Raw genomic sequence first — 22,234 nt, 5'->3', positions numbered from 1 at the left:
TTTGCGAATAGTTAGATAAGGAGGGCGGTATGGTACAAGAAATTGCACAGAAAATTATTGCTACTGCGAAAGAAAAGAAGGCTCAGGATATCTATTTCATTCCCAAGGAAAAGTCCTACGAGCTTCACATGCGGATTGGAGACGAGCGGTGTCTCGTTGACTCCTATGAGTTTGATGTTTTAGCTGCTGTGATTAGTCATTTTAAGTTTGTGGCGGGTATGAACGTAGGAGAGAAGAGACGTAGTCAACTGGGCTCTTGCGACTATCAGCATGGGGAGAAGGTGTCTTCTCTGCGTTTGTCTACCGTGGGAGATTATCGGGGACATGAGAGTTTGGTCATTCGTTTGTTGCACGATGAGGAGCAGGACCTGCATTTCTGGTTTCAGGATATGAACGAACTGGGTGAGCAGTACAGGCAACGGGGACTCTATCTCTTTGCAGGTCCAGTCGGAAGTGGCAAGACGACTCTGATGCACGAATTAGCCAAGTCTCTGTTTATGGGGCAACAGGTCATGTCCATTGAAGATCCTGTCGAGATCAAGCAGGAAGACATGCTCCAGTTGCAGTTGAATGAAGCGATTGGTTTGACCTATGAAAATCTCATCAAACTGTCTCTCCGGCATCGTCCTGACCTCTTGATTATCGGTGAAATTCGGGATAGCGAGACGGCGCGTGCAGTGGTCAGAGCCAGTTTGACAGGGGCGACAGTCTTTTCAACCATTCATGCCAAGAGTATCCGAGGTGTTTATGAACGCCTTCTGGAGTTAGGTGTGACGGAGGAAGAATTAGCAGTTGTTCTGCAAGGAGTCTGCTACCAGAGATTAATCGGGGGAGGAGGAATCGTTGACTTTGCAAACAAAGACTTTCAAGAACACCAGCCAACTAGCTGGAATGCGCAGATTGACCAGCTTCTTAAAGATGGACATATCACAAGTCTTCAGGCTGAAACGGAAAAAATTAGCTACAGCTAAGCAGAAGAAAATCATCACCCTGTTTAACAACCTCTTTTCCAGTGGCTTTCATTTGGTGGAAATTATTTCTTTTTTGGGCAGAAGTGCCCTGCTGGAAAAGGACTATGTGGCCCGGATGCACCAAGGCTTGTCTCAGGGGAAATCCTTTTCAGAGATGATGGACAGCTTGGGGTTTTCAAGTGCTATTGTGACCCAATTATCTCTAGCTGAAGTACATGGGAATCTTCACCTGAGTTTGGGGAAGATAGAAGAATATCTGGATAATTTGTCCAAGGTCAAGAAGAAGTTAATTGAAGTAGCGACCTATCCTTTGATTTTGCTGGGATTTCTCCTGCTAATCATGTTGGGGCTCAGGAATTATTTGCTCCCCCAACTGGACAGTAGCAATATCGCCACCCAAATCATTGGCAATCTGCCACAAATTTTTCTGGGGCTAGTGTTGGTTTGCTCTCTATCTTTACTTTTAGCCCTCACTTTTTACAAAAGAAGTTCCAAGATGCGGGTTTTCTCGATGTTGGCACGGGTTCCCTTTCTAGGAATCTTTGTCCAGACCTATCTGACGGCCTATTATGCGCGTGAATGGGGCAATATGATTTCACAGGGGATGGAGCTGACGCAGATTTTTCAGATCATGCAGGAACTGGGTTCTCAGCTCTTTAAAGAAATCGGTCAAGATTTGGCTCAAGCCCTGCAAAATGGCCGCGAATTTTCTCAAACCATAGCGACCTATCCTTTCTTTAAAAAGGAGTTGAGTCTCATCATCGAGTATGGGGAAGTCAAGTCCAAGCTGGGGAGTGAGTTGGAAATCTATGCTGAAAAAACTTGGGAAGCCTTTTTTACCCGAGTTAATCGTACCATGAATCTGGTACAGCCACTGGTTTTTATCTTTGTGGCCCTGATTATCGTTTTACTTTATGCGGCAATGCTTATGCCCATGTATCAAAATATGGAGGTAAATTTTTAAAATGAAAAAACTCATGACAAATTTAAAAAAAGCCAAGGTTAAAGCTTTCACGTTGGTAGAAATGTTGGTGGTTTTGCTTATCATCAGTGTTCTTCTCTTGCTCTTTGTGCCCAATTTGACCAAGCAAAAGGATGCCGTAGATGATAAAGGAAAAGCTGCTGTTGTCAAGGTCGTAGAAAGCCAGGCAGAGCTCTATAGTCTGGACAAGAATGAAGATGCTAGCCTTAGCAAATTACAAGCGGACGGTCGTATCACAGCAGAGCAAGCCAAAGCTTATAAAGACTACCATGCAAAACAAAAAACCAGTCAAACTGTTGCAGATTAAGGCCTTTACTATACTGGAAAGTCTCTTAGTTTTGGGACTTGTGAGTATCCTTGGTTTAGGCTTGTCTGGCTCTGTCCAGTCCAGTTTTGCAGCGGTAGAGGAGCAGATTTTCTTTATGGAGTTTGAAGAACTCTATCGGGAAACGCAAAAACGCAGTGTAGCCAGTCAGCAAAAGACCAGTCTGAACTTAGATGGACAGACGATCAGTAACGGCAGTCAAAACTTGACCGTTCCTAAAGGGATTCAGGCACCATCAGGACAAAGCATTATATTTGACCGAGCTGGGGGCAATTCGTCCCTGGCTAAGGTTGAATTTCAGACCAGCAAAGGAGCGATTCGCTATCAATTATATCTAGGAAATGGAAAAATTAAACGCATTAAGGAAACAAAAAATTAAGGCAGTGATTTTACTGGAAGCGGTAGTTGCTCTAGCCGTTTTTGCCAGCATTGCGACCCTTCTTTTGGGACAAATCCAGAAAAATAGGCAGGAAGAGGCAGAAATCTTGCAAAAGGAAGAAGTCTTACGTGTAGCTAAGATGGCTCTGCAGACAGGTCAAAATCAGGTAAACATAAATGGAGTGGAGATTCAGGTGTTTGCTAGTGAAAAGGGATTGGAGGTCTACCATGGTTCAGAGAAGTTGCTGTATCTTAAAGAGCAGTAAGGTAAGAGCGTTCACTCTATTAGAATCTCTGATTGCCCTTATCGTCATTAGCGGAGGCTTGCTCCTTTTTCAAGCTATGAGTCAGCTCCTCATTTCAGAAGTTCGTTACCAGCAGCAAAGCGAGCAAAAAGAGTGGCTCTTGTTTGTGGATCAACTGGAGGCAGAGTTAGATCGTTCGCAGTTTGAAAAGGTGGAAGCCAATCACCTCTATGTGAAGCAAGATGGCAAGGATATCGCTATGGGCAAGTCCAAATCAGATGATTTTCGGAAAACCGATAGCAGCGGACGGGGCTACCAACCTATGGTTTATGGACTTAAATCAGCACAAATTACAGAGGAAAATCAATTGGTTCGCTTCCGTTTCCAGTTTCAAAAAGGCTTAGAAAGGGAGTTCATCTATCGTGTGGAAAAAACAAAAAGTTAAGGCAGGCGTTCTTTTATATGCAGTCACCATGGCAGCTATTTTTAGCCTTTTGTTGCAGTTTTATTTAAATCGGCAAGTCGCCCATCACAAAGACTTTGCCCTAAACAAAGAAAAGTTGGCAGCTTTTGCCATGGCCAAGCGAAGTAAGGATAAGGCTGAGCAAGAAAGTGGGGAACGAGTCTTTAACCTAGGAAAAGTCAGGTATCAAAATACGAAAACAGGTTTTGCAACAAGTGTTCGTATGAATAAGGGCAACTATGAATTTCTCTTTTCTCCGATGAAAACCCAAGAAAAGAAAACAGCTAAAAAGGAAGAGGTAGCGACTGATTCAAGCAATCAAGCAGGGAAGAAAAGCCTGAAAAGAAAGATAATTCCTAGTCAATTCAACTACTTTGTGCTAAACTAAAAACATGAAACACGATTTTAACCACAAAGCAGAAACCTTTGATTCCCCTAAAAATATCTTCCTTGCAAATTTGGTTTGTCAAGCAGTCGAGAAACAGATTGCTCTTTTATCAGACAAAGAAATACTGGACTTTGGTGGTGGGACGGGTCTATTAGCTTTGCCCCTGGCTCAGCAGGCTAAGTCTGTCACTCTTGTAGACATCTCTGAGAGAATGCTGGAGCAAGCTCGTTTGAAAGCAGATCAGCAAGAAATCAAGAATATCCAGTTTTTGGAGCAGGATTTACTAGTAAATCCCTTGGAGCAGCAATTTGACCTGATTGTTGTCAGTCGGGTTCTTCATCATATGCCTGATATAGATGCGACTCTTGCCATGTTTCACCATCACCTTAGGGAGAATGGACAGGTCTTCATTGCTGATTTTACTAAGATAGAGCCTAACCATCATGGTTTTGATTTAGCTGAACTGGAAACCAAGCTCGCTCAGAATGGTTTTTCAAGCATTGGCAGTCAGATCCTCTATAGTGCAGAAGATCTTTTCCTCGGAAATTACGCAGAACTCTTTTTAACAGTAGCCCAAAAATCACTCGCTGACTAAAGCAGTGATTTTTTCTCTTCAGATGGAAAAAAGGAGGGAAATTTGATAAGATAGTAATATGGATTTTGAAAAAATTGAACAAGCTTATACGTATTTACTAGAGAATGTCCAAGTCATCCAAAGTGATTTGGCGACCAACTTTTATGACGCCTTGGTAGAGCAAAATAGTATCTACCTAGATGGCGAGACCGAACTAGAGCAGGTCAAAGAGAACAATCAAGCCCTTAAACGCTTAGCCCTTCGCAAGGAAGAGTGGCTCAAGACCTACCAGTTTCTCTTGATGAAGGCAGGACAAACGGAACCTTTACAGGCCAATCACCAGTTTACACCAGATGCCATTGCTTTACTTTTGGTGTTTATTGTGGAAGAATTGCTTAAAGAGGAGGAAATTACTATTCTCGAAATGGGTTCTGGGATGGGAATTCTAGGCGCTACTTTCTTGACCTCGCTTGATAAAAAGGTGGATTATTTGGGAATGGAAGTAGATGATTTGCTGATTGATTTGGCAGCTAGCATGGCAGATGTAATTGGTTTGCAGGCTGGCTTTGTCCAAGGAGATGCCGTTCGTCCACAAATGCTCAAAGAAAGTGATGTGGTCATCAGCGACTTGCCTGTTGGCTATTATCCTGATGACGCCGTTGCGTTGCGTCATCAAGTTGCTTCTAGCCAAGAACATACATACGCCCATCACTTGCTCATGGAACAAGGACTTAAGTATCTCAAGTCAGATGGATACGCTATTTTTCTCGCTCCGAGTGATTTGTTGACCAGTCCTCAGAGTGATTTGCTGAAAGGGTGGTTGAAAGAGGAGGCCCAACTTGCAGCCATGATTACACTACCAGAAAATCTCTTTAGTCAAGATAGCAATTCTAAGGCTATTTTTGTTCTACAAAAGAAAGGATTAAAAGCTGTAGAACCTTTCGTGTATCCACTGAATAATCTACGTGACTCTCAGGAATTGGTAGACTTTAAAGAAAAGTTTCAAAATTGGAGTCAATATTCATGAAATTTGAATTGAGATTTGTTATAATAGATGAAAACGCTTAAAAAGAGGTATCATCTTATGACAAAAACAATTGCAATCAATGCAGGAAGCTCAAGCTTGAAATGGCAACTTTATCAAATGCCTGAAGAGAAAGTTTTGGCTAAAGGCTTGATTGAACGTATTGGATTGAAAGATTCAATTTCAACAGTAAAATTTAACGGTCGTTCGGAGCAACAAATTCTTGATATTGAAGACCATACACAAGCCGTTAAAATTTTATTGGATGACTTGATTCGTTTTGACATTATCAAAGGGTACGACGAAATCACAGGTGTCGGCCACCGCGTCGTTGCAGGTGGTGAATATTTTAAGGAATCAACAGTAGTTGAGGGAGACGTGTTAGAAAAAGTTGAGGAATTGGGACTCTTGGCTCCTCTTCACAATCCAGCTAACGCAGCTGGAATTCGCGCATTTAAGGAATTACTTCCAGATATTACCAGTGTTGTCGTATTTGATACCTCATTCCACACAACCATGCCAGAAAAGGCTTATCGCTACCCTCTACCAACTAAATACTACACAGACAACAAGGTTCGTAAATATGGTGCCCACGGGACAAGCCACCAGTTTGTCGCAGGAGAAGCAGCGAAACTTTTGGGCCGTCCTCTAGAAGATTTGAAATTGATTACCTGCCATATTGGTAACGGGGCTTCTATCACAGCTGTTAAGGGTGGGAAGTCTGTGGATACTTCTATGGGATTCACACCACTTGGAGGTGTGATGATGGGAACTCGTACAGGAGATATTGACCCTGCTATCATCCCTTATCTCATGCAATATACAGAGGATTTTAATACCCCAGAAGATATTAGTCGTGTTCTCAATCGTGAATCAGGGCTCATGGGAGTTTCTGGTCAGTCAAGCGATATGCGTGATGTGATTGCTGCCATGGAAGCAGGAGACCATGATGCGACTTTGGCTTATGAAATGTATGTCGATCGTATCCAAAAACATATCGGCCAATACCTTGCAGTCTTAAATGGAGCAGATGCGATTATCTTCACAGCAGGGATCGGTGAAAATGCAGCTTTGGTTCGTGAGGATGTCATTTCAGGTATCTCTTGGTTTGGTTGTGATGTGGATCCAGAAAAGAACGTCTTTGGCGTAACGGGAGACATCTCAACTGACGCAGCGAAAATCCGTGTCTTGGTTATTCCAACAGATGAAGAATTGGTGATTGCTCGCGATGTTGAACGCTTGAAAAAATAAGTAAATACATGTAAAATTTGATTGTAAAAAGAAGTTGGAAAAGAGATTTTCCAGCTTTTTTTATGTAGAAAATGTCTAAAACCTTGCTGTTATTGGCTTTTTCAAAAAATATGGTATAATAGTAGTAATTTAATAGATGGAGTTGAGTTTTGAAGAAAAGCTTTCGTGTAAAAAGAGAGAAAGATTTTAAGGCGATTTTCAAGGACGGAACAAGTTTTGCCAATCGAAAATTTGTTGTCTACCAATTGGAAAACCAGCAAAACCATTTTCGAGTAGGGCTGTCCGTCAGCAAAAAGCTGGGGAATGCAGTTACCAGAAATCAAATCAAGAGACGAATCCGACACATTCTACAAAGTGTAAAAGGGAGTTTGGTAGAGCATGTCGATTTTGTCGTGATTGCCCGAAAAGGGGTGGAAACCTTGGAATATGCAGAGATGGAGAAAAATCTACTCCACGTATTAAAGTTATCAAAGATTTATCAGGAAGGAAATGGGAGTGAAAAAGAAACTACAGTTGACTAGTTTGTTGGGCTTGTCCTTGTTTATCATGACGGCCTGTGCAACAAATAGTACAGCTAGCGATATAACAGCGGATTCGACAGATTTTTGGAGTAAATTCGTCTATTTTTTTGCTGAAATTATCCGCTTTTTGTCCTTTGACATTAGTATCGGAGTGGGGATTATCCTCTTCACAATCTTGATTCGGACGATTCTATTACCGGTCTTTCAGACACAGATGGTTGCCTCTAGAAAAATGCAAGAGGCTCAACCACGTATCAAGGCTTTGCGAGAGCAATATCCGGGTCGTGATATGGAAAGTAGAACCAAGCTAGACCAGGAGATGCGCAAGGTTTATAAAGAGTTAGGGATCAAGCATTCATCCTCTCTCTGGCCAATTTTAATACAAATGCCGGTTCTCTTGGCGCTCTTTCAAGCCTTGAGTCGAGTAGATTTTTTGAAAACAGGTCACTTTTTATGGATTAATTTGGGAGGAGTAGATACAAGTTTTGTCCTTCCGATTTTGGCAGCAGTCTTTACCTTCTTGAGTAGCTGGTTATCGAATAAAGCTTTGTCCGAAAAAAGTGGGGCTACGACAGGGATGATGTATGGTATGCCTGTATTGATTTTTGTTTTTGCTATCTCCGCCCCAAGTGGTGTAGCCTTGTACTGGGCTGTATCCAATGCTTATCAAGTTTTGCAAACCTATTTCTTGAACAATCCTTTCAAGATTATTGCTGAAAGAGAAGCAGTGGCACAAGCAGAAAAAGATTTAGAAGGTAAGAAGAGAAAAGCCTTGAAAAAAGCACAGAAAAAGAAAAAATAAGGAGGAATCTTGTAATGGTATTATTTACAGGTTCAACGGTTGAAGAAGCAATCCAAAAAGGATTGAAAGAATTAGACATTCCAAGAATGAAGGCCCACATCAAGGTTGTTTCGAAAGAGAAAAAAGGATTCTTAGGCTTGTTTGGTAAGAAGCCAGCTCAAGTTGATATCGAAGCGATTAGTGAAACGACAGTGATCAAAGCCAATCAGCAGGCCGTCAAGGGTGTTCCAAAAGAAGTTAATGAAAAAAATGAACCCGTGAAAACCGTCAGCGAAGCAACTGTTGATTTGGGGCATGTAGTGGAAGTCATCAAGAAGATTGAAGAAGAAGGTCAAGGTGTCTCTGAAGAGGTCAAGGCTGAAATCCTGAAAAATGAAAAGCATGCCAGCACGATTTTGGAAGAAACAGGTCATATTTCAATTTTAAATGAACTTCAAGCAGAAGATGTTATTGAGGAAGTGGAATCTGCTCCGGAAAAAGAAACTGAAACGCAGGAAGCAGCAAGCCAATCGTTGGAAGACTTGGGCTTAAAAGTAGAGCCAAGTTATGATATCGAACAAGTGGCAACTGAAGTAGCTAGCTACGTTCAAACCATTGTAGATGATATGGATGTTGAAGGGACGATTTCAAGTGACTACAATCGCCGCACCATCAATCTTCAAATTGATACCAATGAACCAGGTCGTATTATCGGCTACCACGGAAAAGTCTTGAAAGCTCTTCAACTATTGGCGCAAAATTATCTTTATAATCGCTATTCAAGAACCTTCTACATCACAATCAATGTCAATGATTACGTTGAACACCGTGCAGAAGTCTTGCAAACCTACGCTCAAAAATTGGCGACTCGCGTTTTAGAAGAAGGGCGTAGCCAGCAAACAGATCCCATGTCAAATAGCGAACGCAAGATTATCCATCGCATTATTTCACGCATGGATGGCGTGACGAGTTGCTCTGAGGGTGATGAGCCAAATCGCTATGTTGTCGTAGACGCAGAATAAGCAAAGCAAAATCAGGTTCATCCTGATTTTTTGCTAGGAAAGGAAAGATTCAGATATGCTGAAAGCAGTTAGAGAATACCTATCATTTGCAGGGGTCCAGTACCGCAATCCTGATAAAGCTGGTGATGAAAGAGAAAAGATGTTGACCTTGCGGCAAAAAGGCCAAGAGGCTCGTAAGGCTTTTACAAACCTGGCCAAGATCTTCCAAGCAAGTCATCCCGAATGGCAATTGCAACAGACTAGTCAGTGGATGAATCAAGCGCAGCGCTTGCGACCGCATTTCTGGGCCTATCTACAGAGAGAGGGGCAGGTAACAGAACCCATGTTAGCCTTGCGTTTGTATGGCGAAACCTCAGATTTTGGGATTTCCTTAGAAGTCAGTTTCATCGAGCGCAAGAAAGACGAACAGACCTTGGACAAGCAAGCCAAGGTTTTAGAGCTTCCAGCGGTAGAAGGAATTTATTATCTAGTCTACTCAAATGGGGAAAGTCATAAGATGGAGGCTAATGAAAAAAATCGTCGTACTTTACGAGAGAAGCTGAGAAAACAGGAAGTTCGTAAAGTCTTAGTCAAGTCAGATGTTTCCTTCATTGAAAATCAGTCAGTAGAAGCGATATTGGAGAAGCTAGAAGACGCTTATACTCGCTTGCTCCCGTACTATGAAGTGACGAGGGGATAGACAAATCAAATGTGATAGATGAACGCAAATTGTTTTATTGCTATTCTATGCATTTTTTCATATAATAGTAAAATAGGATGTGTGATTCATTAATCACCTCAAAGAGAAAGGAAATTCTATGTCAAATCTATCTGTTAATGCAATTCGTTTTCTAGGTATTGACGCCATCAACAAAGCCAACTCAGGTCACCCAGGGGTGGTTATGGGGGCTGCTCCAATGGCCTATAGCCTCTTTACAAAACAACTTCGTATCAATCCTGCTCAACCAAACTGGATCAACCGCGACCGCTTTATTCTTTCAGCAGGTCACGGCTCTATGCTTCTTTATGCCCTTCTTCACCTTTCTGGTTTTGAAGATGTTAGCATGGATGAGGTCAAGAACTTCCGTCAATGGGGTTCCAAAACGCCAGGTCACCCAGAATTTGGACATACAGCAGGAGTTGACGCTACTACTGGACCTCTAGGTCAAGGGATTTCAACTGCCACTGGTTTTGCCCAAGCAGAACGTTTCCTTGCAGCGAAGTATAACCGCGAAGGTTTCAATATCTTTGACCACTATACTTATGTGATCTGTGGAGATGGAGATTTGATGGAAGGTGTCTCAAGTGAGGCGGCTTCATACGCAGGCTTGCAAAAACTTGACAAGTTGGTGGTTCTTTATGATTCAAATGACATCAACTTGGATGGTGAGACAAAGGATTCCTTTACAGAAAGTGTTCGTGACCGTTACAATGCCTACGGTTGGCATACAGCCTTGGTTGAAGATGGAACAGACTTGGAAGCTATCCATGCTGCTATCGAAGCTGCTAAAGCTTCAGGCAAACCATCTTTGATTGAAGTGAAGACTGTTATTGGATACGGTTCTCCAAACAAACAAGGAACTAATGCCGTACACGGTGCTCCTCTTGGAGCAGATGAAACTGCAGCAACTCGCCAAGCCCTCGGTTGGGACTATGAACCATTTGAAATCCCAGCTGAAGTATATGCTGATTTCAAGGAAAATGTTGCAGACCGTGGTGCATCAGCCTATGAAGCATGGACAAAACTAGTCGCTGACTATAAAGAAGCACATCCAGAACTGGCTGCAGAAGTAGAAGCTATTATCGACGGACGTGATCCAGTTAAAGTGACTCCAGCAGACTTCCCAGCCTTAGAAAATGGTTTCTCTCAAGCAACTCGTAACTCGAGTCAGGATGCCTTAAACGTTGTAGCGACTAAGTTGCCAACCTTCTTAGGAGGTTCAGCTGACCTTGCTCACTCAAACATGACTTATATCAAAACGGACGGACTTCAAGACGATGCCAATCGCTTGAACCGCAACATTCAGTTTGGTGTTCGTGAATTTGCAATGGGAACGATCTTGAACGGGATGGCCCTTCACGGTGGACTTCGTGTATATGGTGGTACTTTCTTCGTCTTCTCTGACTATGTGAAAGCAGCTGTCCGCTTGTCAGCCTTGCAAGGACTTCCTGTGACTTATGTCTTTACCCACGATTCGATCGCAGTTGGTGAAGATGGTCCAACTCACGAACCAGTTGAACACTTAGCAGGTCTTCGTGCCATGCCAAATCTGAATGTTTTCCGTCCAGCAGATGCGCGTGAAACTCAAGCGGCTTGGTACCTTGCCGTGACAAGCGAAAAAACACCAACTGCCCTTGTCTTGACACGTCAAAACTTGACTGTCGAAGAGGGAACAGACTTCGACAAGGTTGCGAAAGGTGCCTATGTCGTCTATGAAAATGCAGCAGACTTTGATACGATTTTGATTGCGACAGGTTCAGAAGTCAATCTAGCCGTCTCAGCTGCCAAAGAATTAGCTAGTCAAGGCGCAAAAGTCCGCGTAGTCAGCATGCCATCTACAGATGTCTTTGATAAACAAGATGCAGCATACAAGGAAGAAATCCTTCCAAATGCAGTTCGCCGTCGTGTTGCAGTCGAAATGGGTGCAACTCAAAACTGGTACAAATATGTTGGTCTAGATGGTGCAGTTCTCGGTATTGATACATTTGGTGCGTCTGCCCCAGCACCAAAAGTATTGGCAGAGTATGGATTTACAGTTGAAAATCTAGTCAAAGTCGTTCAAAACTTGAAATAATCGCAGAAATCAGAGTCCTCACTCTGATTTTTTTATCATCATAAAACAAGGTACAACCTTGTAAAAGTAGCTGAAATTTGATATAGTAGTCCTATGTAAAAGACAAAGGAGAAAACAATGAATCCAAATATTACTTTTTTAATCATGCTTGTAGGTATGATGGCCTTGATGTTCTTTATGCAACGTTCTCAAAAGAAACAAGCTCAAAAGCGTATGGAAAGCTTGAACAAGCTTCAAAAAGGCTATGAAGTTATTACAATTGGCGGCCTTTACGGAACAGTGGATGAAGTAGACACTGAGAAGAGAACAATCGTACTTGATGTAGATGGCGTTTATTTGACTTTTGAATTGGCTGCCATCAAGACAGTGTTGCCACTCAAAGAAGCTGTGACACCAGAAGGAACAGTTGTTGACGAAGGCGGAGCAATCGAAGAATAAAACGGGACCTGTCACTCCCGTTTTTCTATGAAGTAAGAGGAAAAAGGATGAGAAAAATAGTATTTGTGTGCTTAGGAAACATCTGCCGTAGCCCCATGGCAGAGTTTGTGATGAAAACCATGACGAGCGATTACCAGGTTGAGAGTCGTGCGACTTCATCTTGGGAACATGGTAATCCGATTCATAAGGGAACGCAGGGGATTTTCCAGCAGTATCAGATTCCTTATGACAAAGACAAAACATCACTCCAGATTCGTAGAGAAGATTTTGAATCGTTTGATTACATTATCGGTATGGATGCTTCAAACGTTTCAGATCTGCGTCACATGTGTCCTCAGGAATTGCAGTATAAGATCTACCCTTTTGCATCTGAAAGTGTTCCAGATCCTTGGTATACAGGAGATTTTGAGGAAACCTATGCTCGCATCACAAGTGGATGTCAAAGTTGGCTAGATCGATTAGAAAATGAGAGTGACAATGGAGAAGCTTAAACAAATCTATGAAAAGTATAGAGTTTACCTAACTCGCCCTAGGCTAGAGTTCATTGCAGTAGTCGTAATTGCACTCTGTGCCCTTTCAGTATTTCTACTAAATACACCTAAAAAGGGTGCCCTGACACTTGATGGTGGTGCCCTTGTTTATGATGGTACCCTGGTACGAGGAAAAATGAATGGCCAAGGAACTCTGACCTTTGAAAATGGAGACCAATATACAGGGGATTTCAGTAATGGAGCCTTTAATGGAAAAGGGACTTTCCAATCAAAAGATGGCTGGAAATACGAAGGTGATTTTGTAAATGGTCAGGCTGAAGGTCAAGGGAAGTTGACTACAGAGCAAGAGGTTGTTTATGAAGGGACCTTTAAACAAGGCGTTTTTCAGCAAAAACAGTAGTCTCCAGATGAGGAGGCTATTTTTAAAAGCATGAAAGAAAGCGTTTTCTGTGCACGGCTTCGATAAATAGCTATCAACTAGAAAAACTTTGTGAAATAAAAAAATTTTCTCCATAATTTCACAATCGTCCAGATAAAACTCTATTGCACAGGTGGGTTGAGAAAAAATTCACAAACTCAGGAAATTTCTTTGTGAAATGCTTATGAAACTGTTTACAAAGTATAAAAAAAGAGTTATAATGAAATTGTGAAAAAATTAACAAAGGATAACATCCTTAAAGGCTATGGAGGATAATATGGCTGATAAAAAAACAGTAACACCAGAGGAAAAACAACTTGCTGCTGAAAAGCATGTCGACGGTCTCGTGAAAAAAGCCTTGGTTGCGCTTGATGAAATGCGTAAGTTGAACCAAGAGCAAGTTGACTACATCGTAGCAAAAGCGTCTGTTGCAGCACTTGATGCGCACGGTATCCTTGCACAACACGCAGTTGAAGAAACTGGTCGTGGTGTATTTGAAGATAAGGCGACAAAAAATCTATTTGCCTGTGAACACGTAGTGAACAATATGCGTGGAGTTAAAACAGCTGGAGTTATCGAAGATGATCCAATTACAGGTTTGACGAAGATTGCGGAGCCGGTCGGAGTTATTTGTGGTATCACTCCAACAACAAACCCAACTTCAACAGCGATTTTTAAATCACTCATTGCTTTGAAGACACGTAACCCAATTGTTTTCGCCTTCCACCCATCAGCTCAAGAATCTTCTGCTCATGCTGCACAAATCGTTCGTGATGCAGCCATCGCAGCCGGTGCACCTGAAAACTGTGTTCAATGGATTACAGAGCCATCTATGGAAGCAACTGGGGCACTTATGAACCACGAAGGTGTTGCGACTATCCTCGCAACTGGTGGGAATGCTATGGTTAAAGCTGCATACTCATGTGGAAAACCAGCTCTTGGGGTAGGTGCCGGAAACGTTCCTGCCTATGTAGAAAAATCTGCTGACCTTCGTCAAGCTGCTCATGACATCGTTATGTCTAAATCATTTGATAATGGGATGGTCTGTGCATCAGAACAAGCCGTTATCATTGATAAAGAAGTGTATGACGAATTTGTAGAAGAATTCAAATCATATCACACTTACTTTGTAAACAAGAAAGAAAAAGCACTTCTTGAAGAATTCTGTTTCGGCGTGAAAGCAAACAGTAAAAACTGTGCAGGTGCTAAACTAAATGCAAACATCGTTGGTAAACCAGCAGCATGGATTGCTGAACAAGCAGGATTTAGTGTTCCAGAAGGAACAAACATCTTGGCTGCAGAATGCGCAGAAGTAGGACCAAAAGAACCATTGACTCGTGAAAAATTATCACCAGTTATCGCTGTCCTAAAAGCTGAAGATACAGAAGACGGTCTTAAAAAAGCTCGTCAAATGGTTGAATTTAATGGTCTAGGACACTCAGCTGCTATCCATACAAAAGACGAAGCTCTTGCAAAACGTTTCGGTACGGAAATAAAGGCAATGCGTATTATCTGGAACTCTCCATCTACCTTTGGTGGTATCGGTGATGTATACAACGCCTTCATTCCATCATTAACACTTGGATGTGGTTCATATGGACACAACTCAGTTGGTGATAACGTATCCGCTATCAACCTTCTTAACATCAAGAAAGTAGGAAAACGTAGAAATAATATGCAATGGTTTAAAGTTCCTTCAAAAATCTACTTCGAACGTAACTCAATCCAATACCTTCAAACTTGCGAAGGTATCGAACGTGTCATGATTGTTACCGATAAATCAATTGAAAAACTTGGTTTTGTACAACGTGTGATTGACCAATTGAATCTTCGTAAAAACAAAGTCACGATTCAAGTCTTCTCAGATGTTGAACCAGATCCAGATATCACAACAGTTCGTCGTGGTGTTGAAGTAATGCGTTCGTTTGAACCAGACACTATCATTGCCCTTGGTGGTGGTTCACCAATGGATGCAGCTAAAGGTATGTGGATGTTCTATGAACAGCCAGACGTTGACTTCGGTGACCTCGTTCAAAAATTCATGGATATCCGCAAACGTGCCTTCAAATTCCCATCACTTGGTAAGAAAGCACAATATATCGGTATTCCAACAACATCTGGTACAGGTTCAGAAGTAACACCGTTTGCAGTTATCTCTGACAAGGCAAACAACCGGAAATACCCAATCACTGACTACGCTTTGACACCGACCATTGCAATTGTTGACCCTGCTTTGGTAGAATCTGTTCCAGCATTTATTGCTGCTGACACAGGTATGGATGTCTTGACACACGCAACTGAAGCTTATACTTCTAACTTTGCCAATGACTATACAGATGGTATTGCTCTTCAAACCATCAAGTTAGTCTTCAAATACTTGGAAAAATCTGTAAAAACAGCTGACCCAGAAGCCCGTGAAAAGATGCATAATGCCTCTACAATGGCTGGTATGGCCTTTGCAAATGCCTTCCTTGGAATGAGTCACTCAATGGCGCATAAGATTGGTGCTGTTCACCACACCATTCACGGACGTACAAATGCTATTTTACTTCCTTATGTTATCCGTTACAACGGAACTCGTCCATCTAAAACTACAACATGGCCTAAGTACAATTACTGGAAAGCTGATGAAAAATTCCAAGATATCGCTCGTATGCTAGGTCTTCCTTGCTCAACACCAGAAGAAGCGGTTGAAGCTTATGCCAAAGCAGTTTACGATCTTGGTGAAGCAGTTGGAATCACAATGAACTTCAAAGGCTTTGGTATCGATGAAAAAACTTGGAAAGACAGCTTGCATGAGATTGCCTTACTTGCTTACGAAGATCAATGTTCACCTGCAAACCCACGCTTACCAATGGTAGCTGACATGGAAGAAATCATGGCAGATGCTTACTATGGTTATAAAGAACGTCCAGGACGTCGTAAATAATTGTTTATCAGCCTAGAGACAGGACTAATCCTGTCTCTTTTTTGTGAACTCAGATAGACCTGGAATTAAGGTTGAGTATAGAAATGGAGATAATATACGGACATTATAAAAGATTGTAGGGATATATTTAAAAATTAAAGAATAAGTGAATGAAAAGGAGTAGAAAAGTAGAAAAGCAAGAGAGAAAATCGACGCCCATACTTGCAATTAAACTCAAATAGTTATATAATAGGTGTGTTGAAAGGTGATTTGTAGTGATTCAAGTTACTCTTTTCACAATAAAATTTTCATGATTTTCATAAGGAGGAAATCACTAATGGTAGTTAAAGTTGGTATTAACGGTTTCGGACGTATCGGTCGTCTTGCTTTCCGCCGTATCCAAAACGTAGAAGGTGTTGAAGTTACTCGCATCAACGACCTTACAGATCCAGTGATGCTTGCACACTTGTTGAAATACGATACAACTCAAGGTCGTTTCGACGGTACTGTAGAAGTTAAAGAAGGCGGATTTGAAGTTAACGGTAAATTCGTTAAAGTTTCTGCTGAACGTGATCCAGAACAAATCGACTGGGCTAACGACGGTGTAGAAATCGTTCTTGAAGCAACTGGTTTCTTTGCTACTAAAGCAGCTGCTGAAAAACACTTGCACGCTGGTGGTGCTAAGAAAGTTGTTATCACTGCTCCTGGTGGATCAGATGTTAAAACAGTTGTATTTAACACTAACCATGATATTCTTGATGGTACTGAAACAGTTATCTCAGGTGCTTCATGTACTACAAACTGTTTGGCTCCAATGGCTAAAGCTCTTCATGACAACTTCGGTATCGTTGAAGGTTTGATGACTACTATCCACGGTTACACTGGTGACCAAATGGTTCTTGATGGACCACACCGTAAAGGTGACCTTCGCCGTGCTCGTGCTGCTGCAGCTAACATCGTTCCTAACTCAACTGGTGCTGCTAAAGCAATCGGTTTGGTTATCCCTGAATTGAACGGTAAATTGGACGGAGCTGCTCAACGTGTTCCTGTTCCAACAGGTTCTGTAACTGAATTGGTAGCAGTTCTTGATAAGAATGTTACTGTTGATGAAGTAAACGCAGCTATGAAAGCAGCTTCTAACGAATCATACGGTTACACTGAAGATCCAATCGTATCTTCTGATATCGTAGGTATGTCATTCGGTTCATTGTTTGACGCAACTCAAACTAAAGTTCTTGACGTTGACGGTAAACAATTGGTTAAAGTTGTTTCATGGTATGACAACGAAATGTCTTACACTTCACAACTTGTTCGTACTCTTGAATACTTTGCAAAAATCGCTAAATAATTCTTGAGTCGATAAAAAAGCAAGGCCAGAAAGCCTTGCTTTTTTGTATAGATAAAAGAATAGATGATAATGTCATCTATTCTTTTTTAATTCTTTTTCAAAAGTATCCGATAGAACAGTGAAACTCAATTTTTCTAAGGTGAGTGGATGGGTAAAAGAAAGGCGAAAGGCGTGAAGCATAAGCCGGCTTGCTTTTGATTTACTATTATAGAGAGGGTCGCCCAAGATAGGATGCTTGTGATGAGAGAGGTGAACACGAATCTGATGCGTTCGACCGGTCTTCAACTTGCAACGAACTAGAGAAGTCTTATTTGGGAATTGCTTTAATCGACTGATATGCGTTTCAGCATATTGTCCATTTTTGGGATCTACTACTCGTTTTCTGCGATCATGTCGATCGCGACCAACTTTATCTCGGAAGATAAGTTCTTTACTTTCTACTCGTCCTTCTACGAGTGCCCAGTACTCGCGAGCGATGTCTTTTTTCTCCAACAAGCGATTGAGAATGGGCAGAATAAAAGGGTTCTTAGCAAAAAGCACTAGCCCACTGGTTTCCATATCTAGACGATGAACGACATAGCAAGTCTGCCCGACGTAGGCAGAGACATGGTTGAGAAGGGCGATTTCGTTTGGTTGGTTACCGTGAGTTTTCATACCCTCAGGTTTGTTGACGACAATAAGATATTGGTCTTGATAAACTTCTTGAACGAGGTCTGGATTTCCCCAAAGGATTTCCTTTTTGGGATAATCTTCCTCGTCAAAAGTCAATTGGCAAATATCCCCTGGCTTCACCATCTCGTTCCAGTGAACTTCTTCGTGGTTAATTAAGATGTTCTTCTTGGTTCTCAAAAAATGACGAATTTTTCTAGGGATGAGGAGTTGTTCCTCTAGAAATTGTTTGACCGTCATTTGAGGCAAGGCTTCGGGTAATGTAAATGTGAATTGCATACAGATATTGTAACAAAAAAAGTCCTATTTGGATAGGGAGTAGCTAAATTCTTGAGTTCCTATGGTGAAGATGATAAAATAAACGCATGAAATTAGATAAATTATTTGAGAAGTTTCTTTCTCTCTTTAAAAAAGAAACGAATGAATCCACTGAGTCTGATTCGACTAGCATGCGTCGTTCTCGGAGCGATAGAAAAAAATTGTCCCAAGTAGGGCCAATTCGGAAATATTGGCGTCGTTATCATCTGACAAAGATCGTCATCATTTTAGGGTTAAGCGCTGGCTTACTTGTGGGAACCTACCTATTTGCGATAGCCAAGTCTACCAATGTCAATGATTTGCAAAATGCCTTGAAAACGCGAACTCTGATTTTTGACCGTGAAGAAAAAGAGGCAGGAGCCCTATCAGGTCAAAAGGGAACCTATGTTGAACTGGCAGATATCAGTAAAGACTTGCAAAATGCTGTCGTCGCAACAGAGGACCGTTCCTTTTATAAAAATGATGGGATAAACTACGGTCGTTTCTTTCTAGCCATCCTTACAGCGGGTCGTTATGGAGGGGGGTCCACCATCACTCAACAGTTGGCAAAAAATGCCTATCTGTCTCAGGATCAAACCGTTGAACGGAAGGCCAAGGAGTTTTTCCTTGCCTTAGAGTTGACCAAGAAATACAGTAAGGAGCAAATCCTTACTATGTACCTCAATAACGCCTATTTTGGGAATGGGGTATGGGGTGTTGAAGATGCAAGTAAGAAATATTTCGGTGTATCGGCTTCACAACTAACGCTTGATCAGGCGGCAACTCTAGCAGGGATGCTCAAGGGGCCAGAATTGTATAATCCATTAAATTCTGTTGAAACTTCAACCAACCGTAGGGATACTGTTTTGCAAAATATGGTTGCAGCTGGTTATATTGATAAAAATCAAGAGACCGAAGCAGCTGGAGCAGATATGGCTTCTCAACTGCAAGATAAGTATGAAGGGAATATTTCGGATTATCGTTATCCGTCCTATTTTGATGCAGTTGTCAACGAAGCCGTTTCTAAGTATAATCTCACAGAAGAAGAGATTGTCAACAACGGCTATCGAATCTATACAGAACTTGACCAAAACTACCAAGCCAATATGCAGGTTGTTTACGAAAATACCTCACTATTTCCAAAGGCAGAAGACGGAACACATGCCGAATCAGGTAGTGTTGCTTTAGAGCCTAAAACAGGTGGGGTGCGTAGCGTTGTTGGTAGCGTAGCTGGCGATGACAAACCAGGCTTCCGCAATTTCAACTATGCCACTCAGTCTAAGCGTAGCCCAGGCTCAACTATCAAACCTTTAGTGGTTTATACGCCTGCAGTAGAAGCAGGATGGGCCTTAAACAAGCAATTGGATAATCATACGATGCAGTATGATAGTTATCAAGTGGACAATTATGCAGGGATTAAGACTTCTCCTGAAGTACCTATGTATCAGGCTTTGGCTGAATCACTCAATTTACCGGCAGTTGCGACTGTAAATGCATTAGGTATTGACAAAGCTTTTGACGCTGGGGAGAGATTTGGTCTGAATATGGAAAATGTTGATCGAGTTCTCGGAGTCGCTCTCGGTGGAGGCGTAGAGACGAATCCCCTCCAGATGGCGCAAGCCTATGCAGCTTTTGCTAATGGAGGTCTAATGCCTGAAGCGCATTTTATCACTCGTATTGAAAATGCCAGTGGCCAGGTCATCAAGAGTCATAAAAATTCTCAAAAACGAGTGATTGATAAGTCGGTAGCCGATAAAATGACCAGTATGATGCTAGGAACATTTACCAATGGTACAGGAATTAGTTCATCGCCAACAGATTATGTTATGGCTGGAAAGACAGGTACTACTGAGGCTGCTTTTAATTCAGTATATACTAGTGACCAGTGGGTGATTGGTTATACTCCAGATGTGGTAATTACCCACTGGCTCGGCTTCCCGACGACGGATGAGAACCATTATCTAGCAGGATCGACCTCAAATGGAGCAGCCCATGTCTTTAGAAGTATGGCTAATACCATTTTGCCATACACTCCAGGTAGCACTTTTACAGTTGAGAATGCTTATAAACAAAATGGTATTGAACCAGAAAATACGAAAAAGCAAGTTGTTGAAAATGAGACAAACCAGTCTGAGGATCCGATAGGAGATATTCGTAGTCGTGCACAAAATCTTGTAGATGAAGCAGGACGTGCGATTTCAGAAGCTAAGATAAAAGAAAAAGCCCAGACAATATGGGACTCAATCCTTAATCTATTTCGTTAAGAGGCTTGTCAAAGCCTAGGTTTCTTGTTATAATAGATAAGATGGAGGCGTTATGGCACTAAAAAAAGCAAGCCTAGCTTGTGCAGTTTGTGGTTCAAGAAATTATTCAATCAAAATTAGTGGGAACCCCAAGCCAACACGACTAGAAGTAAATAAATTTTGTAAACATTGTGGGAAATATACGACACATAGAGAAACAAGATAGGAGAGAACGATGGGTTTTATTAAGGATATTTTTAAACTTCTTAAAGAAACAACGTGGCCAACTCGCAAGGAAAGCTGGAGAGATTTTCGCTCTATTATGGAATACACAGCCTTCTTTGTGGTCATCATTTACATTTTTGACCAGTTGATTGTTTCAGGTTTGATTCGATTTATTAACATTTTTTAGAAGAAAGGCAGAGAGCTTCTGCTAATTTCTTCTATTATGAAAGGAAATATCATGGATAGTTTTGACAAAGGATGGTTTGTTCTACAAACTTATTCTGGCTATGAAAATAAGGTAAAAGAAAATCTATTGCAACGTGCGCAAACGTATAACATGTTGGATAATATTCTACGCGTTGAGATTCCAACACAAACCGTGCAAGTTGAGAAAAATGGAAAGAAAAAGGAAGTTGAAGAGAATCGCTTTCCAGGTTATGTCCTTGTAGAAATGGTCATGACAGATGAAGCATGGTTCGTCGTTCGAAACACACCTAACGTAACAGGATTCGTCGGCTCACACGGGAACAGATCAAAACCAACTCCACTATTGGAACAAGAAATCCGTGATATCTTGGTTTCAATGGGACAAACTGTTCAAGAGTTCGATATTGACGTTGAAGTTGGACAGACAGTCCGCATTATTGATGGCGCTTTTGCAGACTACACAGGGAAAATTACTGAAATTGATAACAACAAAGTGAAGATGATTATCTCTATGTTTGGTAATGATACGATTGCAGAAGTGAATCTCAACCAAATTGCAGAATTATAACCCCAGAGAGGCTTTGCCTCTCTTTTTATGTGCCGTTGAGGGAGGAAGAAGTATAGAATAGAGGAAGTAGACCCAGGGGTTCACGCATTTTGCTAAACTAAATGCAGAAAGGAGAGGTCTATGAATCTAAAAGACTTATATGAAGAAAGTAAGGGAATCGTCCATAAGTGTCGCAAAGATTATCATTTGCATCTGTGGGAGAAAGAGGACTGGGATCAGGAAGGCATGTTATGCCTGTATGAGCTGGTGAGCCGTAATCCAGAGTTATTAGAGGGCGAGCGCCATCGACTTTATGTCTGCTTTAAAACAAAGTTTAGAAATCGTATCCTAGATTACATCCGTAAACAGGAAAGCCACAAGCGTCGTTTTGACAAAGAACCCTATGAAGAGGTGAGTGAGATTAGCCATCGTCTAGGAGAAAAAGGGCTCAGACTGGATGATTATTATCTCTTTCACGAACTTCTAAAGACTTACAAATCCAAGCAAAGTGAGGAAAAACAAGAGTTAGTGGACCGTCTCATGGGAGGAGAAGTCTTTAGAGGACGTAAAGCTCTCCTGAGAGAACTTTCCCTTATCTTTTCAGAATTTCGGTAAAGAGGTAAAAAAGTTCTTGACAAAGGTAAAAAAGTAGGTATAATAGAAAGAGTTGAAAAGCTCAAGGTCCGTTGGTCAAGGGGTTAAGACACCGCCTTTTCACGGCGGTAACACGGGTTCGAATCCCGT

The 22,234-nt window shown here is 41.6% G+C and carries 26 protein-coding genes; 25 read left to right on the top strand and 1 reads right to left on the bottom strand.

The genetic code is table 11. From position 1 onward, the window contains the following. Positions 1-29 precede the first annotated feature (29 nt). The 20 genes from comGA to gap all read left to right on the top strand — a co-directional run bounded on the left by comGA (position 30) and on the right by gap (position 17,302). Positions 30-971 (top strand): competence type IV pilus ATPase ComGA, encoded by a 942-nt coding sequence (gene comGA, locus ATE37_RS09675; RefSeq protein WP_000249580.1) that lies wholly within the window; start codon positions 30-32, stop codon positions 969-971. Further along, positions 919-1,935: a competence type IV pilus assembly protein ComGB gene (gene comGB / locus ATE37_RS09670; protein WP_000355375.1), complete on the top strand. Its 1,017-nt coding sequence runs from the start codon at positions 919-921 to the stop codon at positions 1,933-1,935. Before comGA ends, comGB begins: the two co-directional genes overlap by 53 nt. 1 nt (position 1,936) lies before the next feature. Continuing rightward, positions 1,937-2,260 carry a competence type IV pilus major pilin ComGC gene (gene comGC, locus ATE37_RS09665; protein ID WP_000735800.1) on the top strand — a complete coding sequence of 108 codons (324 nt, stop codon included), beginning with the start codon at positions 1,937-1,939 and terminating at the stop codon, positions 2,258-2,260. Beyond that, positions 2,223-2,657, top strand: a complete 435-nt coding sequence (comGD, locus tag ATE37_RS09660; RefSeq protein ID WP_001180048.1) for a competence type IV pilus minor pilin ComGD — start codon at positions 2,223-2,225, stop codon at positions 2,655-2,657. Before comGC ends, comGD begins: the two co-directional genes overlap by 38 nt. Further along, a complete protein-coding gene (gene comGE, locus ATE37_RS09655; protein WP_000413376.1) occupies positions 2,620-2,922 on the top strand; it encodes a competence type IV pilus minor pilin ComGE in 303 nt (100 codons plus the stop codon). The genes comGD and comGE overlap by 38 nt, the downstream gene beginning before the upstream one ends. Continuing rightward, positions 2,885-3,346 (top strand): competence type IV pilus minor pilin ComGF, encoded by a 462-nt coding sequence (comGF, locus tag ATE37_RS09650; protein ID WP_049478130.1) that lies wholly within the window; start codon positions 2,885-2,887, stop codon positions 3,344-3,346. Before comGE ends, comGF begins: the two co-directional genes overlap by 38 nt. Continuing rightward, complete coding sequence (gene comGG, locus ATE37_RS09645; RefSeq protein ID WP_049478131.1) at positions 3,324-3,752, top strand: competence type IV pilus minor pilin ComGG; 429 nt, start codon at positions 3,324-3,326, stop codon at positions 3,750-3,752. The genes comGF and comGG overlap by 23 nt, the downstream gene beginning before the upstream one ends. 4 nt (positions 3,753-3,756) lie before the next feature. Further along, a complete protein-coding gene (locus tag ATE37_RS09640; protein WP_049478132.1) occupies positions 3,757-4,347 on the top strand; it encodes a class I SAM-dependent methyltransferase in 591 nt (196 codons plus the stop codon). Positions 4,348-4,405: 58 nt separating this feature from the next. Then, the gene (locus ATE37_RS09635) at positions 4,406-5,353 is read left to right on the top strand and encodes a class I SAM-dependent methyltransferase (RefSeq protein ID WP_084868868.1); all 948 of its coding nucleotides are present in this window, start codon (positions 4,406-4,408) and stop codon (positions 5,351-5,353) included. A 57-nt stretch (positions 5,354-5,410) separates the two neighbouring features. After that, positions 5,411-6,601 carry an acetate kinase gene (locus ATE37_RS09630; RefSeq protein WP_084868867.1) on the top strand — a complete coding sequence of 397 codons (1,191 nt, stop codon included), beginning with the start codon at positions 5,411-5,413 and terminating at the stop codon, positions 6,599-6,601. A gap of 149 nt (positions 6,602-6,750) precedes the next feature. Further along, positions 6,751-7,122 (top strand): ribonuclease P protein component, encoded by a 372-nt coding sequence (gene rnpA, locus ATE37_RS09625; RefSeq protein WP_000748120.1) that lies wholly within the window; start codon positions 6,751-6,753, stop codon positions 7,120-7,122. Next, positions 7,097-7,924: a membrane protein insertase YidC gene (locus ATE37_RS09620; RefSeq protein WP_002883077.1), complete on the top strand. Its 828-nt coding sequence runs from the start codon at positions 7,097-7,099 to the stop codon at positions 7,922-7,924. The genes rnpA and ATE37_RS09620 overlap by 26 nt, the downstream gene beginning before the upstream one ends. A 14-nt stretch (positions 7,925-7,938) precedes the next feature. Next, on the top strand, positions 7,939-8,925 hold the full coding sequence (gene jag, locus ATE37_RS09615) for an RNA-binding cell elongation regulator Jag/EloR (protein ID WP_084868866.1): 987 nt from the start codon (positions 7,939-7,941) through the stop codon (positions 8,923-8,925). A gap of 55 nt (positions 8,926-8,980) precedes the next feature. Further along, entirely contained in the window at positions 8,981-9,604 is a 624-nt protein-coding gene (locus tag ATE37_RS09610) for a ribonuclease P (RefSeq protein ID WP_084868865.1), read from the top strand. Between the two features lie 118 nt (positions 9,605-9,722). Then, positions 9,723-11,699 (top strand): transketolase, encoded by a 1,977-nt coding sequence (tkt, locus tag ATE37_RS09605; protein WP_084868864.1) that lies wholly within the window; start codon positions 9,723-9,725, stop codon positions 11,697-11,699. 117 nt (positions 11,700-11,816) lie between these two features. Next, positions 11,817-12,137: a preprotein translocase subunit YajC gene (gene yajC, locus ATE37_RS09600; protein WP_001069055.1), complete on the top strand. Its 321-nt coding sequence runs from the start codon at positions 11,817-11,819 to the stop codon at positions 12,135-12,137. 47 nt (positions 12,138-12,184) lie between these two features. Beyond that, positions 12,185-12,628: a low molecular weight protein-tyrosine-phosphatase gene (locus ATE37_RS09595; protein WP_084868863.1), complete on the top strand. Its 444-nt coding sequence runs from the start codon at positions 12,185-12,187 to the stop codon at positions 12,626-12,628. After that, entirely contained in the window at positions 12,615-13,028 is a 414-nt protein-coding gene (locus ATE37_RS09590) for an MORN repeat-containing protein (RefSeq protein WP_084868862.1), read from the top strand. The genes ATE37_RS09595 and ATE37_RS09590 overlap by 14 nt, the downstream gene beginning before the upstream one ends. 295 nt (positions 13,029-13,323) lie before the next feature. After that, positions 13,324-15,975, top strand: coding sequence for a bifunctional acetaldehyde-CoA/alcohol dehydrogenase (gene adhE / locus ATE37_RS09585; protein ID WP_084868861.1), 2,652 nt, complete (start codon positions 13,324-13,326; stop codon positions 15,973-15,975). A gap of 316 nt (positions 15,976-16,291) precedes the next feature. Next, positions 16,292-17,302 (top strand): type I glyceraldehyde-3-phosphate dehydrogenase, encoded by a 1,011-nt coding sequence (gap, locus tag ATE37_RS09580; protein ID WP_000260673.1) that lies wholly within the window; start codon positions 16,292-16,294, stop codon positions 17,300-17,302. Positions 17,303-17,374: 72 nt separating this feature from the next. Here the strand turns inward: gap and ATE37_RS09575 are convergent, their stop codons facing one another. Further along, complete coding sequence (locus tag ATE37_RS09575; RefSeq protein ID WP_084868860.1) at positions 17,375-18,250, bottom strand: RluA family pseudouridine synthase; 876 nt, start codon at positions 18,248-18,250, stop codon at positions 17,375-17,377. A gap of 86 nt (positions 18,251-18,336) precedes the next feature. On the opposite strand from ATE37_RS09575, the gene pbp2a reads away from it, so the two are divergent. From pbp2a to ATE37_RS09550, 5 genes are all read left to right on the top strand, one after another. After that, positions 18,337-20,532 (top strand): penicillin-binding protein PBP2A, encoded by a 2,196-nt coding sequence (gene pbp2a, locus ATE37_RS09570; RefSeq protein WP_084868859.1) that lies wholly within the window; start codon positions 18,337-18,339, stop codon positions 20,530-20,532. Between the two features lie 52 nt (positions 20,533-20,584). Continuing rightward, positions 20,585-20,737 carry a 50S ribosomal protein L33 gene (gene rpmG, locus ATE37_RS09565; RefSeq protein ID WP_001809375.1) on the top strand — a complete coding sequence of 51 codons (153 nt, stop codon included), beginning with the start codon at positions 20,585-20,587 and terminating at the stop codon, positions 20,735-20,737. A gap of 9 nt (positions 20,738-20,746) precedes the next feature. Beyond that, positions 20,747-20,923, top strand: a complete 177-nt coding sequence (gene secE / locus ATE37_RS09560) for a preprotein translocase subunit SecE (protein WP_000505776.1) — start codon at positions 20,747-20,749, stop codon at positions 20,921-20,923. 51 nt (positions 20,924-20,974) lie between these two features. Next, entirely contained in the window at positions 20,975-21,511 is a 537-nt protein-coding gene (nusG, locus tag ATE37_RS09555) for a transcription termination/antitermination protein NusG (RefSeq protein ID WP_000376732.1), read from the top strand. A gap of 120 nt (positions 21,512-21,631) precedes the next feature. Further along, positions 21,632-22,105: a transcriptional regulator gene (locus tag ATE37_RS09550; RefSeq protein ID WP_084868858.1), complete on the top strand. Its 474-nt coding sequence runs from the start codon at positions 21,632-21,634 to the stop codon at positions 22,103-22,105. Positions 22,106-22,234: the final 129 nt, after the last annotated feature.

This window comes from Streptococcus oralis subsp. tigurinus (assembly GCF_002093575.1).
Taxonomy (GTDB): domain Bacteria; phylum Bacillota; class Bacilli; order Lactobacillales; family Streptococcaceae; genus Streptococcus; species Streptococcus oralis_CH.
This window is presented reverse-complemented; position numbering and strand designations above follow the sequence as displayed.